At 71.4% G+C, this 20,169-nt stretch carries 17 protein-coding genes and 1 riboswitch; of the genes, 7 read left to right on the top strand and 10 right to left on the bottom strand.

The window, feature by feature from the left end; all coding sequences use genetic code 11:
* Nucleotides 1–158: 158 nt before the first annotated feature.
* From thrC to AC5L36_RS03120, 3 genes are all read right to left on the bottom strand, one after another.
* On the bottom strand, nucleotides 159–1,463 hold the full coding sequence (gene thrC / locus AC5L36_RS03130) for a threonine synthase (protein WP_441220138.1): 1,305 nt from the start codon (nucleotides 1,461–1,463) through the stop codon (nucleotides 159–161).
* A 9-nt stretch (nucleotides 1,464–1,472) separates the two neighbouring features.
* Nucleotides 1,473–1,610: riboswitch (SAM riboswitch) on the bottom strand.
* A 69-nt stretch (nucleotides 1,611–1,679) separates the two neighbouring features.
* Nucleotides 1,680–2,546 carry an ABC transporter permease gene (locus AC5L36_RS03125; protein WP_441220137.1) on the bottom strand — a complete coding sequence of 289 codons (867 nt, stop codon included), beginning with the start codon at nucleotides 2,544–2,546 and terminating at the stop codon, nucleotides 1,680–1,682.
* Nucleotides 2,543–5,233 carry an alpha/beta fold hydrolase gene (locus AC5L36_RS03120; protein WP_441220224.1) on the bottom strand — a complete coding sequence of 897 codons (2,691 nt, stop codon included), beginning with the start codon at nucleotides 5,231–5,233 and terminating at the stop codon, nucleotides 2,543–2,545. Before AC5L36_RS03120 ends, AC5L36_RS03125 begins: the two co-directional genes overlap by 4 nt.
* A gap of 119 nt (nucleotides 5,234–5,352) precedes the next feature.
* Here AC5L36_RS03120 and AC5L36_RS03115 point away from each other — a divergent pair, with 119 nt between their 5' ends.
* Genes AC5L36_RS03115 through AC5L36_RS03105 form a run of 3 tightly spaced genes read left to right on the top strand, consistent with a single transcriptional unit; the run spans nucleotide 5,353 to nucleotide 8,458 of the window.
* Nucleotides 5,353–7,527 (top strand): AAA family ATPase, encoded by a 2,175-nt coding sequence (locus AC5L36_RS03115; protein WP_441220223.1) that lies wholly within the window; start codon nucleotides 5,353–5,355, stop codon nucleotides 7,525–7,527.
* A gap of 60 nt (nucleotides 7,528–7,587) precedes the next feature.
* A complete protein-coding gene (locus AC5L36_RS03110) occupies nucleotides 7,588–7,812 on the top strand; it encodes a hypothetical protein (RefSeq protein WP_441220136.1) in 225 nt (74 codons plus the stop codon).
* A gap of 43 nt (nucleotides 7,813–7,855) precedes the next feature.
* A complete protein-coding gene (locus AC5L36_RS03105) occupies nucleotides 7,856–8,458 on the top strand; it encodes a hypothetical protein (protein WP_441220135.1) in 603 nt (200 codons plus the stop codon).
* Here the strand turns inward: AC5L36_RS03105 and AC5L36_RS03100 are convergent.
* Genes AC5L36_RS03100 through AC5L36_RS03085 form a run of 4 tightly spaced genes read right to left on the bottom strand, consistent with a single transcriptional unit; the run spans nucleotide 8,455 to nucleotide 11,733 of the window.
* On the bottom strand, nucleotides 8,455–8,847 hold the full coding sequence (locus AC5L36_RS03100) for a DUF3263 domain-containing protein (RefSeq protein ID WP_441220134.1): 393 nt from the start codon (nucleotides 8,845–8,847) through the stop codon (nucleotides 8,455–8,457). The two genes, AC5L36_RS03105 and AC5L36_RS03100, sit on opposite strands and share 4 nt — an antisense overlap.
* 50 nt (nucleotides 8,848–8,897) lie before the next feature.
* The gene (locus AC5L36_RS03095) at nucleotides 8,898–9,923 is read right to left on the bottom strand and encodes an ABC transporter permease subunit (protein WP_441220133.1); all 1,026 of its coding nucleotides are present in this window, start codon (nucleotides 9,921–9,923) and stop codon (nucleotides 8,898–8,900) included.
* A complete protein-coding gene (locus AC5L36_RS03090; protein WP_441220132.1) occupies nucleotides 9,920–10,891 on the bottom strand; it encodes an ATP-binding cassette domain-containing protein in 972 nt (323 codons plus the stop codon). Before AC5L36_RS03090 ends, AC5L36_RS03095 begins: the two co-directional genes overlap by 4 nt.
* Nucleotides 10,892–10,947: 56 nt before the next feature.
* On the bottom strand, nucleotides 10,948–11,733 hold the full coding sequence (locus AC5L36_RS03085) for a DeoR/GlpR family DNA-binding transcription regulator (RefSeq protein WP_441220131.1): 786 nt from the start codon (nucleotides 11,731–11,733) through the stop codon (nucleotides 10,948–10,950).
* Between the two features lie 172 nt (nucleotides 11,734–11,905).
* Between AC5L36_RS03085 and AC5L36_RS03080 the strand changes: the two genes are divergently transcribed.
* From AC5L36_RS03080 to nagA, 3 genes are read left to right on the top strand one after another with little or no spacing between them, the layout of a single operon-like run.
* On the top strand, nucleotides 11,906–12,826 hold the full coding sequence (locus AC5L36_RS03080) for an SIS domain-containing protein (RefSeq protein ID WP_441220130.1): 921 nt from the start codon (nucleotides 11,906–11,908) through the stop codon (nucleotides 12,824–12,826).
* A gap of 49 nt (nucleotides 12,827–12,875) precedes the next feature.
* Nucleotides 12,876–13,787 (top strand): ROK family protein, encoded by a 912-nt coding sequence (locus AC5L36_RS03075; RefSeq protein WP_441220129.1) that lies wholly within the window; start codon nucleotides 12,876–12,878, stop codon nucleotides 13,785–13,787.
* The gene (gene nagA / locus AC5L36_RS03070) at nucleotides 13,784–14,881 is read left to right on the top strand and encodes an N-acetylglucosamine-6-phosphate deacetylase (protein ID WP_441220128.1); all 1,098 of its coding nucleotides are present in this window, start codon (nucleotides 13,784–13,786) and stop codon (nucleotides 14,879–14,881) included. Before AC5L36_RS03075 ends, nagA begins: the two co-directional genes overlap by 4 nt.
* Here nagA and AC5L36_RS03065 read toward each other — a convergent pair.
* Nucleotides 14,878–15,576: a phosphatase PAP2 family protein gene (locus AC5L36_RS03065; protein WP_441220127.1), complete on the bottom strand. Its 699-nt coding sequence runs from the start codon at nucleotides 15,574–15,576 to the stop codon at nucleotides 14,878–14,880. The two genes, nagA and AC5L36_RS03065, sit on opposite strands and share 4 nt — an antisense overlap.
* A gap of 10 nt (nucleotides 15,577–15,586) precedes the next feature.
* On the bottom strand, nucleotides 15,587–16,891 hold the full coding sequence (locus tag AC5L36_RS03060) for a trypsin-like serine peptidase (protein WP_441220126.1): 1,305 nt from the start codon (nucleotides 16,889–16,891) through the stop codon (nucleotides 15,587–15,589).
* A 90-nt stretch (nucleotides 16,892–16,981) separates the two neighbouring features.
* Between AC5L36_RS03060 and AC5L36_RS03055 the strand changes: the two genes are divergently transcribed.
* Nucleotides 16,982–18,208 (top strand): DUF4032 domain-containing protein, encoded by a 1,227-nt coding sequence (locus tag AC5L36_RS03055; protein ID WP_441220125.1) that lies wholly within the window; start codon nucleotides 16,982–16,984, stop codon nucleotides 18,206–18,208.
* 78 nt (nucleotides 18,209–18,286) lie between these two features.
* Here AC5L36_RS03055 and AC5L36_RS03050 read toward each other — a convergent pair whose 3' ends face one another.
* Entirely contained in the window at nucleotides 18,287–20,053 is a 1,767-nt protein-coding gene (locus AC5L36_RS03050) for a potassium channel family protein (protein WP_441220124.1), read from the bottom strand.
* Between the last annotated feature and the right edge of the window lie 116 nt (nucleotides 20,054–20,169).

Genomic DNA, 20,169 nt, shown 5'->3' with positions numbered 1-20,169 from the left:
GTCGTCCAGATGGCGCCGTCAAGTCCCCGGAGCGGTGTTTTCTCGACGGACGGCAAATTCACGACTACGGAATGCAACTCCCATCCCGGTAAAACTTTTCCTACCTGCGGCTCCCTCCGTGGTCGCGCTCCCACGGGCCGTGACCGGGAATCGCATGATCAGGAGTCGAGGAGGCCGGCGTCCCGGGCACCGCGGAGCGAGGGCTTGATCCGGTACGTCGGACCGACCTGCTCCGCCACCGCATCGATGGTCTTGAGCCCTTCGCCGGTGTTGAAGACGACCGTCTCGGCGTCCGGGTCGAGCTTGCCCGACTCGACGAGCTTTTTGAGCACGGCCACGGTCACGCCACCAGCCGTCTCGGCGAACACGCCGGTGGTACGGGCGAGCAGCTGGATCGCGTCGCGGATCTCGTCGTCGCTCGCGTAGTCCATCCAGCCGCCGGTGCGGCGCACGGCCTCCAGCGCGTACAGCCCGGCGGCCGGGTCGCCGATGTTGAGTGACTTGGCGATGCCGACCGGCTTGACCGGGATGATGTCGCTGACGCCGTTGTGCAGGGCCACGGCGATCGGGTTGCAGCCGGCGGACTGGGCGCCGAAGACCCGCCACCCGTTGGCCGGCGCCTCGACGAGGCCGATCTCGACAAGCTCGCTGAACGCCTTGTCGATCTTCGTGAGCAGCTCGCCGCTCGCCATCGGGATGACCACCTGCTCGGGCAGGCGCCAGCCCAGCTGCTCGGCCACCTCGTACCCGAGGGTCTTGGAACCCTCCGCGTAGTACGGCCGCACGTTGACGTTGACGAACGCGGTGTCTTCGAACTCGTCCGTCTCGACGAGCTCGCTGCACAGCCGGTTGACGTCGTCGTACGAGCCCTCGATCGCCACCAGGTCGCCGCCGTACACAGCCGTGGTGACGACCTTGCCGGGCTCGAGGTCACCGGGGATGAACACGATCGACGGCACACCGGCGCGGGCCGCGTGCGCGGCGACCGAGTTGGCCAGGTTGCCGGTGGAGGCGCAGGCGAAGCGGGTGAAGCCGAGCCCGCGCGCCGCGGTGAGGGCCACCGAGACGACCCGGTCCTTGAACGAGTGGGTCGGGTTGGCGCTGTCGTCCTTGACCCACAGCGGCCCGCGCACGCCCAGCTCGGCGGCGAGCTGGGAAGCGGAGACGAGCGGCGTGAGCCCCGGGTCGAGGGTCACCCGGCTCGCCGGGTCCTGTCCGGTGGGGAGCAGCGCCGCGTAACGCCAGATGCTGTGCGGGCCAGCCTCGATCTGTGCCCGGGTTACCCGCGCGAGAGCGGCCTGGTCGTAGGCCACCTCGAGCGGGCCGAAACACTCGTAACAGGCGTGCTGGGCGGCGAGCGGGTACTCCTTGCCGCAGCCGCGACAGGCGAGTGCGCGGGCAGGGCTGGTCTGGGTGGGGGCGTCCGAGGTGGTGATGGTCGTAGCGTCGAGTGTCGACGGCATCGAGGCGTCCTCTCATCTTTCCCCTGCGCCGCACCGTGCGGCGGGGACGGAATTGGCACCTGCTCCGCGATTGGCCTCGTCATCGAGTCACGCGGGTGGTTGCCGGGGCTTCATCGGGCCGTATCCCTCTGCCCCTCTGGATGAGGTATTCAGTTGTGTGTTCCCGACACAGTGTACGGGGCGAAGCCGGCTACCGCGCCTTTCCGGTGATCTGCCTCACGACACCACGTCTTTGCGGGTGAAGCGCCAGAAGGCGAGCGACCAGAAGAGCGTGGCGTACGCGACCGCCGAGATGCAGCCCTTGACGATGTCGTCGGACTGCACGGGCGTCGACAGCAGCCCCAGCCAGGCGTCGCTGTAGTGCGTCGGCAGGAAGGAACGGATGCTCCCCAGCGCGGTGATCTGGTCCAGGATGCTGGAGAGGATGAAGAGGAGCACCGCCCCGCCGACCGCGCCGAGCGGCGCGTCGGTGAGCACCGAGAGCAGGAACGCCAGCCCGGCCACCACCAGCAGGCCCACCGCGAGGTAGCCGAGGATGCCGAGCAGCCGCAGCAGGCCTTCCCCGGCCGGGATCTCGGCCGCCACGGTGCTGCGCAGCGGCGACCAGCCGTAGCGCAGCGTGCCGACGAGCAGGGCGGTGCCGGCGAGCAGGGTCAGGGCGACGGCCGAGTACCCGAGCGCGACGACCAGCTTGACCGCGAGCAGCCGGGCCCGGGGCACCGGTACCGCCAGCAGGTAGCGGAGGCTGCCCCAGCTCGCCTCGCTCGCCACCGTGTCGCCGCAGAAGAGCGCCACCACGACGGTGAGCAGGAAGCCGGCCGAGACGAAGAGCGTGAAGAGCGTGAAGTTGAGCCCGCCCGACGTGGCCAGGTCGATCAGGCTGGCGAACTCGCCGCCGCCGTTGTCGTCGTCGCCCCCGCTGTCGAACTGGAACGCGACCAGCACGATCAGCGGCAGCAGCACCATGAAGCCGAGCGCGAGCTGGGTGCGCCGCCGGGACGCCTGCCGCCGCCACTCCTGCCACACCGTGAGCGTGCGGCTCGGGCGGTAACCGGTGGCCGCGCCGATCGTCGCCGTGCTCATCGGTCACCACTCCCTCGCGAGTTGTCGCCCACCAGGGCCAGGAAGGCGTCTTCGAGCCGCCGCCGGGGCACCACCCGGTCGACCCCGACGCCGGCGCGGACGAGCTCGGCCACCACCTCGCTGCGCGCGGTGCCGTTGATGTCCACCACCAGCCCGTTGGCGCCGTCGCCGGCGACCGAACGCACCCCGGCGAGCCGCTGGAGCACCGCCTCGGCCGCGTCCACGTCGGAGACGTCCAGCCGCACCGTCGGCGAGTCACCCACGATCTCCTCGACCGGCCCGGACGCCACGATCTCGCCCTTGTTGACGACAACCGCGTGGGTGCAGGTCTGCTCCACCTCGGCGAGCAGGTGGCTCGACACGAGCACGGCCCGCCCGTCGGTGGCGTACCGCTTGAGCACCCGGCGCATCTCGGCGATCTGCGGCGGGTCGAGCCCGTCGGTCGGCTCGTCGAGCACCAGCAGCTCAGGCAGGCCCAGCATCGCCTGGGCGATCGCGAGGCGCTGCTTCATGCCGTGGCTGTACTTGCGGACCTTGCGGTGGATCGAGTCACCGAGCCCGGCGATCTCGACCGCCTCGTCTAGCCGGCCGTCCGCCTCCGGCCGGCCGGTGGCCCGCCAGTACGCCTTGAGGTTGTCGAGCCCGCTCATGTGGGGCATGAAGCCCGGCCCCTCGACAAGCGCGCCGAGCCGGGAGAGCACCGGCGAGCCGGGCACGAGCCGGTGGCCGAATACATATATCTCCCCGCCGGTCGGCTGGGTCAGCCCCATCAGCACGCGCAGCGTGGTCGTCTTGCCCGCGCCGTTCGGCCCGAGCAGCCCCATCACCTGACCGCGCTCGACCGTGAAGTCGACATTGGACACCGCGACGAAGCCGTCCGCGTACTCCTTGCGCAGCCGGCGGACCACGAGCGGCGTCTGCGCGTACTCCTCGTGGATCGTGGAATCGGCGCGGCGGTGCCGGCGCCGCACGACCAGCAGGACCACCGCGAGGCCCAGCAGCACCGCGGCGAGGAGCCCGGCGAGCACCCAGCGCCAGAGCACCGCGGTCGTCGGGATGGGTTCACCCGTGACCGTCGGCACCGTGATCCCGTCGCCGCCGAGCGCCACCGTGTACACGGCGGGTTGGGCCGGCGTCGCGTACCCCTGGTCGGAGGTGGCCACGACGACCCGCAGCCGGTGGCCGGCCTCGACCCGCCGCACGATCGCCGGCAGCGTCACGGTGACCGCCCGCGCCTGTGCCGGGTCGGCGGGCAGGCCGGTCAGCCGCACCGGCGCGACGATGCCGCCGGGGAGCGTGGCGGTGCCGTTTTCGTCGACGTCGTAGAGCTTGACGAAAAGCACGGCCTCGCCCGCCGGCGCCGCGGCCCGGATGGAGACGGTGGGCGTGCCCGCGATGTCGACCGCCTCGGCGAGCGGCTCGGACTGGAAGATCGCGTGCTGGCCGGGCAGGTCGCCGACCAGCCCGCCCACCTCGGAGGCGGCCGTGGTCAGGCTCCCGCCCCCGGGTATGGCGGAGATGGCGGCCGGGTTGCCACCGGGCGGGTTGGCGATCGGCTGCGGCGGCCCGGCGAGCGGCACCCGCTGGCTGGCCGTGCCGGAGAGCCCGGGGTAGTCGTCGACCGAGTAGCCGTTGGTGACGAGGCCGCGGTCCATCGCGTCGAAGCCGGCGACCCGCGACCAGGTGAAGCTGTTGGCCGGCGCGTCGCCCTCGCCCTTGACGTAGTGGTCGAGCCACTGCGCGGTGAGGAACCGCACCCGGTCACGGTCGGAGCGCGGGCCGTCGCCGCCGTCGTGGCCGCCGGTGAACCAGGCCACCCGCACCGGCGTGCCATTGGCCGCGATGCCCCGCGCGTTGGCGTCCGCCTCGGCGAGCGGGAAGAGCGTGTCCGCCTCGCCCTGTACAAGCAGGGTCGGCGCCTTGATCCGGTCGAGCACGGTCGCCGGGCTGGAGCGGCGCAACAGCTCGACGGCCTCCGGGGTGGCGCGGCCGGTGGTGGCGGTGCGCTGGTACATCTCGCAGACGTCCCGCGCGAAGCGGCCACAGGTCCCCCCGAAGAAGACCCCGGCCCAGCCTTTCTTGAAGACCCCGTCGACCGGATCACCGCCGGTGGACTGGGGCAGGAAGGAGCGGGCCAGGTCGTTCCAGGTGATCATGGGAACGATCGCGTCGACCCGCTGGTCCTGGGCGGCGAGCAGGAGCGCGAGCCCACCGCCGTACGAGCCGCCGACGACGCCCACCCGCGGGTCTCCGCCGGCGTCCTTGCGGACCTCGGGGCGGGCGGCGAGCCAGTCGAGGAGGCGCTGCGCGTCGCGCACCTCGTAGTCGGGGCTGTCGAGGTGGATCTCGCCGCCGCTGCGCCCGAAGCCTCGTGCCGTGTACGCCAGCACCGCGTAGCCGAGCCCGGCCAGGTCTTCGGCGTCGGTGCGCACACTCTCCTTGGTGCCGCCGAAGCCGTGCGCGAGCAGCACCGCCGGCACCGGGCCACTCCGCTCGGTGGGCAGGTAGAGCGTCGTGTCCAGGTCGACCGGCTCGTCGCCGCCCGGCCCGGAGCGGACGGAGACGATCTGCTGCTCCGTCGTATACGCCGCCGACTCTGGCCAGGCCACCCACACCGTCGCCGCGGCGAGCAGGGCGAACGCGACCGCCGCCGCGGGCAGGGCGCGGCGGACGCGCGGCGACCGGATCGATGGCATGAGCCAAACGGTACGGCGCGCCGCCCCGACCTGGCTGAGAAGCCTCTCAGGATGAACCGCCGGGCTACTCTCGGCGGGTGGCCGAACGCGATCTCACGCTGACCGCAAGCATGCGTCCGGCGGCACTTGACGCCCGCCGAGGGGTGGTGCGGCTCCATCCCGAGGTGCTGACCGCGCTCGACCTCAACCCCGGCGACCCGGTGCGGATGACCGGCCGGCGCGCGACCGCCGGCATCGCGGCCCGCGCCGAGGCCGGCGCCAGCCGCGCCCTGCTCTATGCCGACGACCTCATCCTCGGCAACCTCGGCGTGCGCGACGGCGGCCAGATCACGGTCGCGCCCGCGCCGGTCGTGGCCGCCCGCCGCGTCACGCTGGCCGGGCCCGCCGAGATCATCGCGGCCGTCTCCCCCGAGATGCTCCGCCTCGCGCTGCTCGGCAAGGTGGTCACCGCCGGCGACAACGTCTCGCTCCTACCCCAAGACGTGGTGACCGAGTCCGGCGTCCGCGCCCTCATCCAGGCCGCGCGGCGCAGCCTCGCCAACACAGTGGGGTACGCGTGGACGAGCACCCTGCTCACCGTCGGTGCCGTCGAGCCGGCTGACGCCGCACTGGTCACAATGGACACCGTCGTCGCCTGGGACGGTGGCCAGGCCACGCACGAGCCCGGCTCGGTGGCGGTGCAGCCACCCGCCACCGCTTCGGCCGAGGAAGCGCCGTCCATCGACGACCTGCCGGGGCTGCGCACCCAGGCGCAGGAGCTGACCGAGCTGCTCGACCTCGGCTTCCACCACCGCGAGGTGCTCACCAAGCTCGGCACCACGGTCGCGCTCGGCGTGCTCGTCACCGGCCCGGCCGGCTCGGGCAAGTCGGCACTCGTACGCGCGGTCGCGGCCGCCGTCGGCGCCACCGTGACCACCGTCTGGGCCCCCGAGGTGGCCGCGCTCACCAACAACGACGCGGCCGGCCGGCTCCGGTCGGCTGCCGCGAGCGTGCGCAAGAGCGGCCCGGCCGTCCTCCTCGTCTCCGATGTGGAGGCGCTGGCACCGCGCGACCAGCCTGGTCCACTGTCGACGGTGTTCCGCCAGCTGATCGCCGAGCTCGTCCGCGCCGGCGCCGCCGTCATCTGCACCACCAGCCGCCCCGAGTCCGTCGATCCCACGCTGCGCGGCCCAGACCTGCTGGCCGTGCAGCTAGCCGTGGCCCTGCCCGACGCCGCGATGCGCCGCGAGCAGCTGGCCGTCCTCACCCGCGGCATGCCGCTCGCGGAGGACGTCCGGCTGGACGACGTGGCCGGCCGTACACCAGGCTTCGTCGCCGCCGACCTCGCCGCGCTCGCCCGAGAGGCCGGCGTACGCGCGGCGCTGCGCATCCGCTCCTCCGGCGACGACGCACCCTCCACCGTCTCGATGGCCGATTTCGAAGCCGCGCTGGAGGTCGTCCGCCCGACCTCGATGGCACAGTCCACACTGGAGCTCGCCGCCGTCACCGTCGACGACGTCGGCGACATGGTCGAGGTCAAACAGGTGCTGACCGAGTCGGTGCTGTGGCCGCTGACGTATCCCGACACCTTCGCCCGGCTGGGCGTGCAGCCGCCCCGCGGGGTGCTGCTCTACGGCCCGCCCGGCTGCGGCAAGACCTACCTGGTCAAGGCCATCGCCGGCACCGGCAAGGCCAACGTGCTGTCGGTCAAGGGCGCCGAGCTGCTCTCCAAATGGGTCGGCGACAGCGAGCGGGCGGTACGCGAACTCTTCCGCCGCGCCCGCGAGGCCGCCCCCACCCTCGTCTTCCTGGACGAGGTGGACGCGCTGGCCCCGATACGCGGCCAGGCCACCGACGGCGGCACGACAGACCGCGTGGTCGCCGCCCTGCTGACCGAGCTCGACGGGGTAGAAGAACTGCGCAACGTTGTCGTGGTCGGCGCCACCAACCGCCCCGACCTGGTAGACGCCGCCCTGCTCCGCCCCGGCCGGCTGGAACGCCTCGTGTACGTGCCACCACCCGACGCCGAGGCCCGCGGCGAGATCCTGCGCGCCGCCTCCCGCAACGTCCCCCTGGCCGAAGACGTCGACTTGACGGCGCTGGCGTCGTCTCTGGAGGGCTTCTCCGCCGCCGACTGCGCCGCGCTGATCCGCGAGGCCGCGCTGGCCGCGATGCGCGAGTCCCTGGAGGCCTCCTCCGTGACCGCCGTCCACGTAACCACCGCACGGAAACGCGTGCGGCCGTCATTGGATCCGGGCCAGGTCGCCTGGCTGGAGACCTACGCCGAGCAGCAAGCCACCCACTGAGCGCTGACCCGAGGTACTGAGGTACTGAGGTACCACGGTGCGGTGAACGGAGGTGCTCGTATGGAAACCGACACGCGCGCCAAGCGCCAGGCCCCTCTCAAGGTCGACCCCGAGACCGACGAGCTGATCTCGCAAGGCGCGCACTTCCTCGGCATGACGAAGAAGGACCTCGTTGCCGAGGCGGTCCGCGCCTATCTCGCTGAGCGTCGCGAGGAGATCCACAACGCTATGTCCGAGGCATGCGCGTGCTGGACGGCACCACCAAGTCGCGCGTTGCCGTTATAACCGCAGTATCGTCGCAAGATATAGACCGGCTCGGCGGAATCAGGTGGTAATCGTCGGCGTGGAAGATGCCCGCCCGACTCTGCGCTGTCTACGCGATGATCTAAAGCTCCCCCTACCCACCATCGACGAGCCACTAGATGAGATAGATCATCCAATTCTAGGGAAGGCGACGGAGCAGTTCAGCAAGAACGACGTCGCCCACGAACGCATCCGCGCTATCGATGACCACGTCTTGTTCAAGGTCAAGGTACGGCGGTGGAGAGGCGCGGTGTGGCCTGAGGCCGATCGCCCGTGGGTCGTCGCGGCGGGCATCCGTGAGGCGGGGAGCCCGGACGACTTCTATGCGATTCTCGCAGCTGAGGGCAGGTCGGCGCGCGCACACTACAACAGGGACCACAGGCCAACCCTGACCACCGATACGTTTACAGATCATCTAATGCCTACGGAGGACGACCTGCTGCGCTATCGCTTGGAGGCGGGCGCGCGGCTCGAGTCGGTGATCCCGCGACTGGTTCGCGACTCGCTCTTTGACGGACGCGAACACACTGCGGATCTAGCAGCTTTCACAATTGGCGTACATGTACGCGCCGATCGTGGACATGAGACTTACGTCGCGATTTGTGTCGCTGGCTCAGTGCCACGTTAGCGGCGGCGGGTGCGGGCGCGGGTGGAGCGGATGCGCCTCAGCCGGCCGATCAGGATCGGGTCGTGGGCTAGCGCCGCCGGGTTGTCGAGCAGTCCATTGAGGATCTGGTAGTAGCGCGTCGCGGACAGGTCGAACTCGTCGCGGATGGCCTGCTCCTTCGAGCCGGCATGCTTCCACCACTTGCTCTCGAACGCCAAAATCTGGAGCTCCCGCTCGGAAAGAGCCGGCACCTCGTCCTCGACCGGGGCCGGAGCCGCGTCGAGGTCGGCGGCCGAGTCGAGGTCGGCGGCCGAGTCGAGGTCTGTGTCGGGCTCGACGTCGAGGTCATCCTCCACAGTGGGGGGAGCCTCGGCGTCGAGCGCGCGAGGGTTGGCGGCGGGGTGCTTCATGAGGCGCCTCGCGGAGATATCGATTAGCACGGAAGTGCTAAGAGACTACCTCACGTGATGTCTCGGCTGCGCATCAGCCAGACCGCCGCGGCGATCACCGCGGCCGTTCCCACGCCGAAGACCAGGGCGGACTGCTGCCAGGTGACGATGAACTTATCTGGTTCGCATTCGCCGCTGAAGCTGAAGTTGCACGAGTTCCAGTCGGTCAGCTCCCACCGCTTTTCGAACCAGGCCAGCGCGTACGTGGACAGCACCCAGCGGTCGGCGAAGCGGACCTGGGCGATGCCCAGCGCGATCCGTATGCCGATCTCGCTGACCACGCCGAGGCCGATCGCCACGCCGAGGGCCATCGCGGTGTGGCGGCCGACCGACGCGAGGCCGAACGCGATCGCGGTTACCGCGAGCACCAGGCCGGCGCCGCGCGCGCCGCTGAGTGCGAAGGACTCCCAGGCGCCCTGGGTCATCTTGCCGGTCTGCCCGTCGAACTTGCCCATGAACCAGAACACGACCGTCCACACCGCGCCCAGCACGACCGTCACCGCGAGCACGCCGCCGAGCAGCACACCCAGCTTGGTGAACAGCACGGGGAGCCGGCGGGGGCGCCACAGCAGGAGGTTCATCATGCCGCCGCTGTGCCACTCGGCACCGACGTACGAGGCGCCGACGATGAAGCCGAAGAGTGCCACGATGCCGGCGAACACCGAGATGAAGACGCCGAACTGGTCGCGGAAGTGGAACTCGTACGGCAGGTGCCACGACGAGTCGAACTGCTCGCGCTGCGGCGCGAAACCCTCCTCCTTGCCGCAGTCCGGTGGGAAGCGCTGCGTGACGTCCTCTCCGCGCGCCTTCGCCGCCTCGCACTCGGTGACCATCTGCTGGTGGTATTGCAGAGCCTGCTCGTAGTCGCGCTGGGCGTCCGCCTCCGCGGCGGCCAGCTGGGTCGGGCCGATCTTGTGGCTGGCGATGGAGAAGGCCACCGCGATCGTGCCCAGGCCGAGCACCAGCAGGATCATCATCAGCCGGGTGATGCGGCGCTTGGCGAGGCGACGGACCTCCGCCTTGACCAGACCCTTCATGCCGGCACCTCCACGGACTGGTCGACCTGACGGTGCACGCCGGCCACCGGGGCGGTGCCGGTCAGCTCCAGGAACACGCTCTCGAGGTCGACGGTGACCGGGGCGAGCTCGCTCACGTAGAGCTCGCGGCCGGCCAGCGTGCGGGTGACCCACGCCGGCTTTTCGACGCCGGTGACGAGCAGGTGGTCGGGCTTGAGGTCGACCCGCGCACCGGCCGCGACCAGCACCTGCGCCGCCACGGGAAGATCGGTCGCGGACTCCAGCCGCACCACGACTCCGCCGCCGGAGTGCTGCGCCAGCACCTCCGCGACCGGGCCGGAGGCGACCCGCCGGCCCAGCGAGATGATCGTGACGGAGTCGCAGATCTGCTGCACCTCGCCGAGGATGTGGCTGGAGAGCACCACCGTCATGCCGGACGCGGAGAGCTGCCGCATCAGGTCGCGCATCTCCCGGATGCCGCCCGGGTCGAGACCGTTGGCCGGCTCGTCGAGGATCAGCAGCTCCGGGCTTTTGAGGAGGGCGGACGCGACGGCCAGGCGCTGCTTCATACCCAGGGAGTAGGTCTTGACCCGCTCCTTCGCCCGGTCACGCAGGCCCACCAGCTCAAGCACCTCGGCCACCCGGACCTGCGGCACGTCACCGGCGTCGGCCAGCAACGACAGCGTGTCCTGCGCGGAGAAGTGCGGGAAGAACTGTGGACTCTCCACAATGGCGCCGACCCGGCCGGCGACCTCCGGCAGGCGGGCCGGCACCTCCTGGCCCAGGATCGCCATCCGGCCGCCGTTGGGGCGGATGAGGCCCAGCAACGTGCGCAACGTCGTGGTCTTGCCGGACCCGTTCGGGCCGAGGAAGCCGTGCACCTGGCCGGCCTCCACCACCATGTCGAAGCCGTCGAGCGCCCGCCGGGCGCCTTTACGACGGCTGCGGTAGGTCTTTCGCAGACCTTCTATCTCCAGCACCGCTGTCACGCCGACAACATACTCGGTATGCACCAGGGCCGCTGCCCCGTCGATCTTGCCCCGAATTAGGCGGAGATGACCCGCACTCCAGCCGCCTCGAACGCGGCCAAGGTCTCCGGAGGTGCGCCCGAGTCGGTCACGAGCATCTCGATCCGCTCGATCGGGCAGATCCGGGCGAACGCGTGGCCGCCCAGCTTGGACGAGTCCGCGATGATGACGACGCGCTTCGCGCGGGCCACCATCAGGTTGTTCATCGAGGCCTCGCCCTCGTGGTGGGCGGCGGCGCCGAGCTGCACGTCGATCGCGTCTACGCCGAGCAGCGCCACGTCGAGCGTCACCTCGCGCAGGAGTGCTCCGCCGAGGGGTCCGACCAGCTCGTACGACTGCGGCCGCACCACACCACCGGCCACCACGATCTTCATCCGGGAGCGGACGAGCAGCTCGTTCGCGATGTTGAGCGCGTTGGTCACGACGGTGAGCTGAGCGCCGTCGTTGCCGCTGTTGAGGTCGGGGCGCACGGCCAGCGCGCGGGCGACCTCGGTCATCGTGGTGCCGCCGTTGAGGCCGACGACCATGCCCGGCGACACCAGAGCGGCGGCCGCCGCGCCGATGCGCTGCTTTTCGGCCGAGTGCTTGGCCGTCTTGTACCGCAACGGCAGGTCGTACGAGACGCCGTTGGCCACAGCGCCGCCGCGCGTGCGCGTAATCATCTGCTGCTGGGCGAGCTGGTCGAAGTCGCGCCGGATCGTGGCCTGCGAGACGTCGAGGCGGGTGGCGGCGTCTTCCACGCTGACCCGCCCGCTGTCGGTCAGCAGCTCCAGCAGGGCGTTCCAGCGTGCGTAGCGATCCACGGTAGCCTCCGCAGTACGGACCGTGCATGAATGCGTGCACAATAGTGCGCGAAACATCCGTACGCAAAGCAGCCCGCTGCGCGAAGCTGCGCATGGTTGCCACCGGCCGGCCAGACCGCGCACAATGACGCGCGAAAGCCGGTCGGTCTGAACCGTTACGCGCAGGAGAATCATGGCTTACGTCGACGGTGAGATAGCCAGCCAGCCGGACTGCTGGCGCCAAGCGGCAGACCTGGCCGGCCGGTCGGAAGCGCTGCCACGCCCCGGCGAGCGGGTCGCGGTCGTCGGTTGCGGCACGTCGTGGTTCATGGCGATGGCGTACGCGGCGCTGCGCGAGCGCGCCGGCCACGGCGAGACCGACGCGTTCCAGGCCTCCGAGTTTCCCGCCTCCCGGCGCTACGACCGCGTCGTGGCGATCACCCGTTCGGGCACCACCACCGAGGTACTCGACCTGCTCGGCGCCGTCGACGCGCCGACCACGGCGATCGTCGGAGACCCGTCGGCACCGGCGGCGCAGCTCTCGAGCGACGCGGTGCTGCTGCCCTTCGCCGACGAGCGGTCGGTGGTGCAGACCCGCTTCGCGACCACGGCGCTCGCACTACTCCGCGCCCACCTCGGCGAGGATCTCGGCCCGGTCGCGGTCGACGCGGAGGTCGCCGTGCGCGCACCCCTGCCGGTCGACCCCACGATGATCGACCAGGTCACGTTCCTGGGGCGGGGCTGGACCGTGGGTCTCGCCCACGAGGCGGCGCTGAAGGCCCGTGAGGCGGCCACGTTCTGGGCCGAGGCCTACCCGGCCATGGACTACCGCCACGGCCCCATCTCCGTCGCGGCGACCGGCCGCGCGGTGTGGGCGTTCGGCGAGGTGCCGGAAGGGCTGGCCGAAGACGTGGCGGCCACCGGCGCCGCCTTCGTGCACGGCAGCCTGGGCGGCGGTTACTCCGCGCTCGGCCGGTGGGGCGGCGGCCGCAAGCCGCTCGACCCGATGGCCGACCTCATCCTGGCCCAGCGCTTCGCGGTCGCGCTGGCCGCCAGCCGCGGCCTCGACCCGGACGCACCCCGCCACCTGAGCAGATCGGTCGTCCTCGCATGAGCGAGCGAGACGACGCCTCGCGCCCGCCTGCGGCGCGGCGAGGCCGGGCGTGACCAGCGCGGTCGTCGCGCTGGACGTCGGCGGCACCGGCATCAAGTGCGCGCTCGTGTCCGGCGCTGGCGAGGTGCTGCACACCGAGCGCCACCCCACCGGCGCCGCCCGCGGCCCCGCCGCCGTCGTAGAGACGATCCTCGACCTGGCCAGCGGCCTCGCCGACAAGGCACGCGCCGACGGCCTCACCCCGGTCGCGGTGGGCCTGACCTCGCCCGGCGTCGTCGACGAGGCGGCCGGCGTCGCGGTCTGGTCCGCGAATGTGGGCTTCCGGGACGTACCCCTGCGTGATCTTGTGTCGGCGCGGCTCGGACTGCCCGCGGCGCTCGGCCACGACGTGCGTGCGGGTGGCCTGGCCGAGGCCAGGCTGGGGTCCGGGCGTGACTTCCGGCACGTGCTCTTCGTCGCGATCGGCACCGGCATCGCGGCCGCCCACGTGGTCGGTGGGCAGGGCTTCGCCGGCGCGCACGGCGCCGCGGGCGAGCTGGGACACATCGTGGTACGCCCGGGTGGCACCCCGTGCGGCTGCGGCGCGCGCGGCTGTCTGGAGGCGGAGGCGTCCGCCGCCGGGGTGAGCCGCCGATACGAGGCGACCGCCGGCAGGCAGGCGACGGCCGCCGAGGTGGTCGCCCTCGCCGCCGCTGGCGACCCCGTCGCGATCGAGGTCTGGACCGAGACCATCGAGGTACTGGCGGACGGGCTGGTCACCGCCCAGACGCTCTACGACACGGAGGCGATGGTGCTCGGCGGCGGCCTGGCCGAGGCCGGCGGCATGCTGCTCGACCCGCTGCGCGTGGCGATCCGCGAGCGGCTGCGCTTCCAGCGCGAGCCGGCCCTGGTGCACGCCGCACTCGGCGACGAGGCCGGCTGCGTCGGCGCGGCCCTCCTGGCCCTGGACGCACGCACATGAGGGTCGGGGGGCGGGTGGTGACGCCGGACGGCGTTGTCGAGAGCGGCTACGTGGAGGTGGCCGGCGACACGATCGTGACGGTCGGCACCGGCGCCCCGGCGAGCGACACCTGGATCGTGCCCGGGTTCGTCGACATCCACACGCACGGCGGGGGCGGGCACACGTTCACCACGGGCGACCCGGCGGCGGCGCGCGAGGCGGCCGCCTTCCACCTGCGACACGGCACGACGACGCTGCTGGCCAGCCTGGTCAGCTCGCCGTACGAGCTGATGCGCGCCGCCACCGCCGCCTTCGCCCCGCTGGTGGCCGAGGGCGTGCTGGCCGGCGTCCACTACGAGGGGCCGTACCTGTCGGAGGTGCGCTGCGGTGCGCAAAACCCGGCCTACCTGCGCGACCCGTCCACGGAGGAGCTCGCCGCGCTGCTCGCGCTCGGCGGGGGTGCGGTGCGAATGGTCACGATCGCCCCGGAGCGCACGGGCGCACTCGACGCGATCAAGCTGCTCGGCGCCCACGGCGTGGTGGCCGCGATCGGGCACACCGACGCCACGTACGACCAGACGCTCGCCGGGATCGAGGCCGGCGCCACGGTCGGTACCCACGTCTTCAACGGCATGCGCCCGCCGCACCACCGCGAGCCCGGCCCGGTCTTCGCGCTGCTCGGGGCCGACTCGGTGGTCTGCGAGCTGATCCCCGACGGCATCCACCTGCACGACGGCACGCTGGCGTTCGCCGCCAAGGTCGCCGGCCCTGACCGAGCCGCCCTGATCACCGACGCGATGGCGGCGGCCGGGATGCCCGACGGCGAGTACGAGCTGGGCGGCCAGGCCGTCGTCGTGGCCGACCGCGTGGCCCGGCTGTCCCGCGACGGCTCGATCGCCGGCAGCACGCTCACGATGGACGCGGCGCTGCGCCAGGCGATACACGCGGGGGTGTCCATCGTGGACGCGGTCCGCATGGCCACTCTGACCCCGGCGCGCGCGATCGGGGTCGCCGGCGACGTGGGCGCGCTGGCGCCCGGCTTACGCGCCGACCTCGTCGTGCTCGACGACACCTTGCGCGTCGAGCGCGTGATGCGCGCCGGCTCCTGGCTCTAGGCGTCCGGGCGGGGGAGTGACGGCCAGGGGATGCGCGTCAGGAGGCGGTCGAGCAGCAACCCGAGCAGCAGGCCGGCCACCGAGTCGGTGACCCAGTGGAAGTTCAGGTAGACCGTCGTGCAGAAGACGATCGCCGGGGGCGCGATGCGGATCCAGCGGCGGGCCGTCCGGCCGAGCCAAGGTGCCAGGAGCAGCGTGAGCACGCCGTACCAGACGATCGTGTTGACCAGGTGGCCGGAGGGATAGGAGAGGCTGTACTCGCCCGGCGGCAAATGGTTGAAGAGCTCCACCGCGTCCGGGAGGGTCGAGCGCGGCGCGGCGCGGTCGGTCCAGAGCTTGAGCGGCAGGATGGCGAAGCCGGTGGCCAGGAAGGCCGACACCACCAGTGCGAACGGCCACGCCGAGCGGCGGCGGACGCCGAGCCAGATCGCGATGCCGGCGCTGATCAGCGTGAGCGGGCTGCCGCTGCCGAGGAAGTTGAGCGTGCGGGTGACCCAGTAGGCCGGGTCCCACTCGTGGTCGAAGACCCAGTCGGCGACGGCCTGGTCGAGGTCGAGGAGCCAGCCTGCCGCGAGCGCGGCGGTCAGGCCGGCGAACCCGACCAGCAACAGGGCGTCGAACCACCAACCCGCGGGCCACACCTGGCCGAGCCGGCGGCCCGCTGACCTGGTGGGCTCGGCGCGAGTCTCCTGCACGAACCCCAAGCTACAGTTGCGACTTGATCTTGTTGTAGATCAGGTCCATGCGCACGCCGGAGTTGGGGCAGCCACCGAAGTGGTGCACCGCGAGCACCTTGTCGGTGCGCTTGGAGATCACCGGTGAACCGGACGAGCCGCCCTCTGTGTCGCAAAGATAGGAGATGTCGGAGCCCGCGGCGTACCCGGTGTAGTTGGGGTCGTCGACCGCGCAGTTGCCCTTGGCGTCCTCGTCGCTGGTCATCGCGATCTCGGTGGGGTTACCGGCCGGGTGCTGCGGGATGTAGAGCTCCTCGCCCTTCGCCGGCCGCCGCAGGTCGAACTGTAGGTAGCCGAACTTTTTCACCAGGTCGAAGTCTTCGACGGTGAACAGCGTGTAGTCGAGCTCCTCGTTGGTGCTCAGCACCTTCTCGCCCCACACCTTGGTCGCCCGGAAGACCGCGTGCCCGCCACACTGGGCGCACTGGTAGTTGAACCACACCTCGGTGTCGTACGCGTCAGCCGAGGTCACGATGCAGTGGTTGTTGGTCATCAAGCGGTTGTTCGGGCCGGCCCGCCACGCGGTGCACAGCTCGTTGCCGTTGATGAGCAGGCGGGCGACGGCCTTCGAGCGCTCGTACGCGACCGGGTCCTTCGACTTGTAACAGACGGCGTCCGCCTTCTGGTCGCCGCCGCAGACGCTCTCCGGCACGCGCCGCGGCTGGCTGGCCCGCTCGTCCGGGGTGAAGCCGTGCGCCACCCGGTCGACGCCCACGCCCAGGTTGGCGATCGTCGACTCCAGGCCGAGCAGGTCGGGGCGGATCGAGTGCAGCTCGACCACGGCCGTGTCGCCGGAGACCGACATGCCCCACCGGCCGGCGCTGGGCAGCAGGCCGGATTCGACCCGGTGCACCTCGGCGCCGCTGGGGTCGGAGACCGTCAGGTAGTCGCCGGGCAGCAGCAGGATCCGGCTGAAGTGCGGCTTGACGTAGGTGGCGCCGGGATACCGGAGGGTCATCTTGCGCTCGCCGTCCAGGTACCCGATGACCCGGTCGACCTGCTCGATCGCCCCGATCTGCTCCCGCCCGACGAGCCCGCGGCCCTGACCGCGCTCCTCGGTCCGCGGTGGGCCGGCCGCCTTGCGGGGCGGCGCGGCCTGGTCGGGCGCCGCGCCCGCACCCGCCGGATCGGCCTTCACCTCGCCCGCCGCCGGCCGCGCGCTCGCCACCACGGCTTCCGGCTTTTCCCCCGTTCGGGCGTACGCCGTCGCGCCGGCCACCCCCGCGAGCGCCACCACTGTGCAGGCCCCCGCTGCCAGCGCCACAGTTCGCCGCATTCCACTCCCCCACAAACACATACCGTGACAATCCGTTCCGACTGTGTGTAACGAGCCACGGTTAGCAGCGACGCGCACCCTCGAACCGGCATGCTTGTGGGCGTGCGGATCACATCGGCCCTCGTAGACCCCGCGTTGCTCGACCTCCCATGGTCGACTCCGCTGGAGGAGTGGCCTGCCGACCACCTGGTAGCGCTCCCCCAGGGCATATCGCGGCATGTGGTGCGATTCGTGAAGCTCGGCGGCACCGTGTACGCGGTCAAGGAGACCGGCGAGCGGGTGGCCGAGCGTGAGTACGACCTGCTGCGCGCGCTGGAGCGGATCGACTTCCCGGCCGTGCAGGCGGTGGCGATTGTGGCCGACCGGGCGACCCTGGACGGTGAGCCGCTCGACCCGGTGCTGATCACCCGGCACCTCCAGTTCTCGCTGCCCTACCGGGCGCTCTTCTCGCACACGCTCCGCCCCGAGACGATGACCCGCCTGCTCGACGCGCTGGCCGCGCTGATCGTGCGGATGCACCTCACCGGCTTCTTCTGGGGCGACTGCTCGCTCTCCAACACCCTGTTCCGGCGCGACGCGGGTGCTTTCGCGGCGTACCTGGTCGACGCCGAGACCGGCGCGCTGCGCCCGTCGCTCTCCAAGGGCCAGCGCGGCGAAGACCTGGAGATCGCGCGGGTCAACATCTTCGGCGAGGCGCTCGACCTGCAAGCCGCCGGGCTGCTGCACGACTCGATCGACCCCGAGGTGGTCTCCGAGGAGGTCGTCGAGCGCTACGAGCGGCTGTGGCACGAGATCACCTACGAGCAGGAGGTCAAGCGCGAAGACCGCCACGACATCGAGGGACGCATCCGCCGCCTCAACGACCTCGGCTTCGACGTGGCCGAGGTGGCGATGGCTCTCGTCGACGGCGACGGCGGCTACCGCGTGCGCCCGAAGGTCGTCGACGCCGGCTACCACACCCGCCGGCTACTGCGCCTGACCGGGCTCGACGCCGAGGAAAACCAGGCCCGCCGGCTGCTCAACGACCTCGACACGTACCGCGCCGAGAGCGACCTCTCCGACGAGCAGCAGGCCGCGCACCGCTGGCTGACCGAGGTGTTCGAGCCGGTCGTCCGGGCGGTGCCCGCGCACCTGCGGCGCAAGCTGGAGCCGTCGGAGCTGTTCGTACAGATCATCGAGCACCGGTGGCGCCTGTCCGAGGAGGCCGGCCGCGACGTGGGCCTGGCACCCGCGGTCCAGTCGTTCCTCGCCGACGTGCTGGTCCACCGCCCCGACGAGCAGGCCGTACTCGGCGTCGAGCTGACACCGTCGCTCTAGGGCGCTTGCACCTGTCCGCGAAGATCCTCCGGGCCGACAGCGACGGGTGAGGCCACCCGAGCACGACGGACGCCGCGGTTATGACGTTTCGGTGGCGGGTTCGACGGGTTGTTCGGTCGCTTGTTTGAGGAGCCAGCCCAAGCCGGAGCGGCGGGCGACGACGGTGATGCGGTCGCCGCCGCTGATCCGGAACGCGTCCGACGGCGTCCAGATCGGACGGGGCTCGCCGAACTTGGCGAGCGCGATGACCCGCACCTCGCCGGCCCGGCTGGCGTCGGCGACCGAGGCGCCGTCGAGGGACGAGCTGCGCGCGACCACCACCTCGGAGACCAGCAGCACGTGGCGGTCGACGGGGATGGTGGCGATCACGTCCCGGTTCATCAGCGCGGCCACGAACGCGGGCGCGGCCAGGTAGGACACGCTGCGCGAGGTGCCGATGTTGAACGCCCTCTGTATCCGGTAGGCCAGGTCGCCGTCGAACAGGCGCATCACCACCCGCACGTCCGGGCGGATCGAGCGGCCGTTGAGCGCGGCCTGGAGGTTGCTCACATCGTCGGTCGAGACCACCACCAGCGCCTGGCAGGTGTCGACCGAGGCGGCGCGAAGCACGGACTCCTGCGAGGCGTCCCCGATGATCAAGGGGATGTTGAGGTGGCGGGCGACCGGCGCGCCTCGGGCTGCCGGGTCCTTGTCGATCGCCACGACCTCGATGCCGAGCTCGTGCAGCTGGCGGATGATGCGCGTGCCGACGTTGCCGACGCCCACCACGACCACATGGTTTTCCCGGGGCATCCGCAGGCGGCCGGCGTTGAGCGCGAGGCGGGCGTTGACGATCGCGTCGACCACGACCGCGGTGATCAGCGGTACGAGCGCGAGCCCCGCCAGCGTCAGCACGATGTGGATGATCTGCACGCCAAGCGACTCGTCGAGGTCCACATCGGACCCGGTGACCGTGGTGAGCAGCGTGGAGTAGAGGGCCTGCCACGGCGAGAGCCCGTCCGTCCGGGCCAGGAGTGCGCCGAAGATCGCCGATACCAGCAGCACCGCGATGGTGGCGATGCCCAGCTTGCGGCTGACAAACCAGCGCAAGCCACGGAAGAGCACCGCGAACGGCCGCTGCCGCCGGCGCCTCTGCACGATCCGCCGGGCCGCGATGACCGTGCCGGCCTGCTGGCCGCGGACCTCGGCGAGCACAAGGTCGGCCCGGCTCTGGTCGGCCGGCAGCACCCGTGGGTTGTTGCGCTCGCGGGTGTCGGCCAGGGCGCAGACGATGCTGTCCGGCAGCACCTCCGACCGCCGCGCCACGTAGAAGTTGCGGCCGGCGTGGTGGAAGTCGGTCGGTGCCGGCTCACCCAGCGCGGCGGCCACGAACGCGGGCGCCGCCATCGCCGAGTCGGACATCACATCGCAGTCGGTGAACAGCCGTTTCACGCCCTCGGCCAGCCGCGGCGTGAACATGCGGATCACCAGGCGCACGCGGGGCTCGATATCCTGCGCGACAAGGGCGGCGTGGATGTTGCCCACGTCGTTTTGATGGAGCAGCGCGAGACCGTCGGCGCCGACCAGGCCCGCCCGGCGGAGCGTGTCTTCGTCGAGCCGGTCGGACCGGATCAGGTGGATGCCCTTGATCTCGGCGATATCCGGCCCGTCGGGGCGCCGGCGGGTCGGCACGATCACGGTGATCCGCGCCTCGTACGACTGCGTCAGCTCCATGACCACGCGGAATGCCAAGGGATCGCTGCCGCAGACGACGTAGTGCGGCGCGTCGCCGTTGGCACGAAACCCTTCTCGCAGGCGGGAAACCACCGCGCGACGCGCCCGGTTACGCCAGGGGTCCACCGACATTCCCCGGATGGTAGCCAGGGGGGTCACCCCACGCAGCCCTCGCGATCATGAACTTTTGCCGTGACAGGAACGGTTTGGCGCGCGGCTCGTTGGACGCTTTGGCGTACTTAGCACCA

The sequence above is a fragment of the Phytohabitans sp. LZ39 genome, assembly GCF_059359075.1.
The sequence above is the reverse complement of the archived record's forward strand: the minus strand, read 5'-3'. Positions and strand labels throughout refer to the sequence as shown.

What these genes read in the sequence shown, in the direction of transcription:
- AC5L36_RS03095 (WP_441220133.1), bottom strand. Translation starts at nt 9,923, where the DNA reads ATGAAGGGTCTGGTCAAGGCGGAGGTCCGTCGCCTCGCCAAGCGCCGC.
- AC5L36_RS03060 (WP_441220126.1), bottom strand. Translation starts at nt 16,891, where the DNA reads ATGCGGCGAACTGTGGCGCTGGCAGCGGGGGCCTGCACAGTGGTGGCG.
- AC5L36_RS03125 (WP_441220137.1), bottom strand. Translation starts at nt 2,546, where the DNA reads ATGAGCACGGCGACGATCGGCGCGGCCACCGGTTACCGCCCGAGCCGC.
- AC5L36_RS03100 (WP_441220134.1), bottom strand. Translation starts at nt 8,847, where the DNA reads ATGAAGCACCCCGCCGCCAACCCTCGCGCGCTCGACGCCGAGGCTCCC.
- AC5L36_RS03115 (WP_441220223.1), top strand. Translation starts at nt 5,353, where the DNA reads ATGCGTCCGGCGGCACTTGACGCCCGCCGAGGGGTGGTGCGGCTCCAT.
- nagA (WP_441220128.1), top strand. Translation starts at nt 13,784, where the DNA reads ATGAGGGTCGGGGGGCGGGTGGTGACGCCGGACGGCGTTGTCGAGAGC.
- thrC (WP_441220138.1), bottom strand. Translation starts at nt 1,463, where the DNA reads ATGCCGTCGACACTCGACGCTACGACCATCACCACCTCGGACGCCCCC.
- AC5L36_RS03080 (WP_441220130.1), top strand. Translation starts at nt 11,906, where the DNA reads ATGGCTTACGTCGACGGTGAGATAGCCAGCCAGCCGGACTGCTGGCGC.
- AC5L36_RS03110 (WP_441220136.1), top strand. Translation starts at nt 7,588, where the DNA reads ATGGAAACCGACACGCGCGCCAAGCGCCAGGCCCCTCTCAAGGTCGAC.
- AC5L36_RS03055 (WP_441220125.1), top strand. Translation starts at nt 16,982, where the DNA reads ATGCTTGTGGGCGTGCGGATCACATCGGCCCTCGTAGACCCCGCGTTG.
- AC5L36_RS03050 (WP_441220124.1), bottom strand. Translation starts at nt 20,053, where the DNA reads ATGTCGGTGGACCCCTGGCGTAACCGGGCGCGTCGCGCGGTGGTTTCC.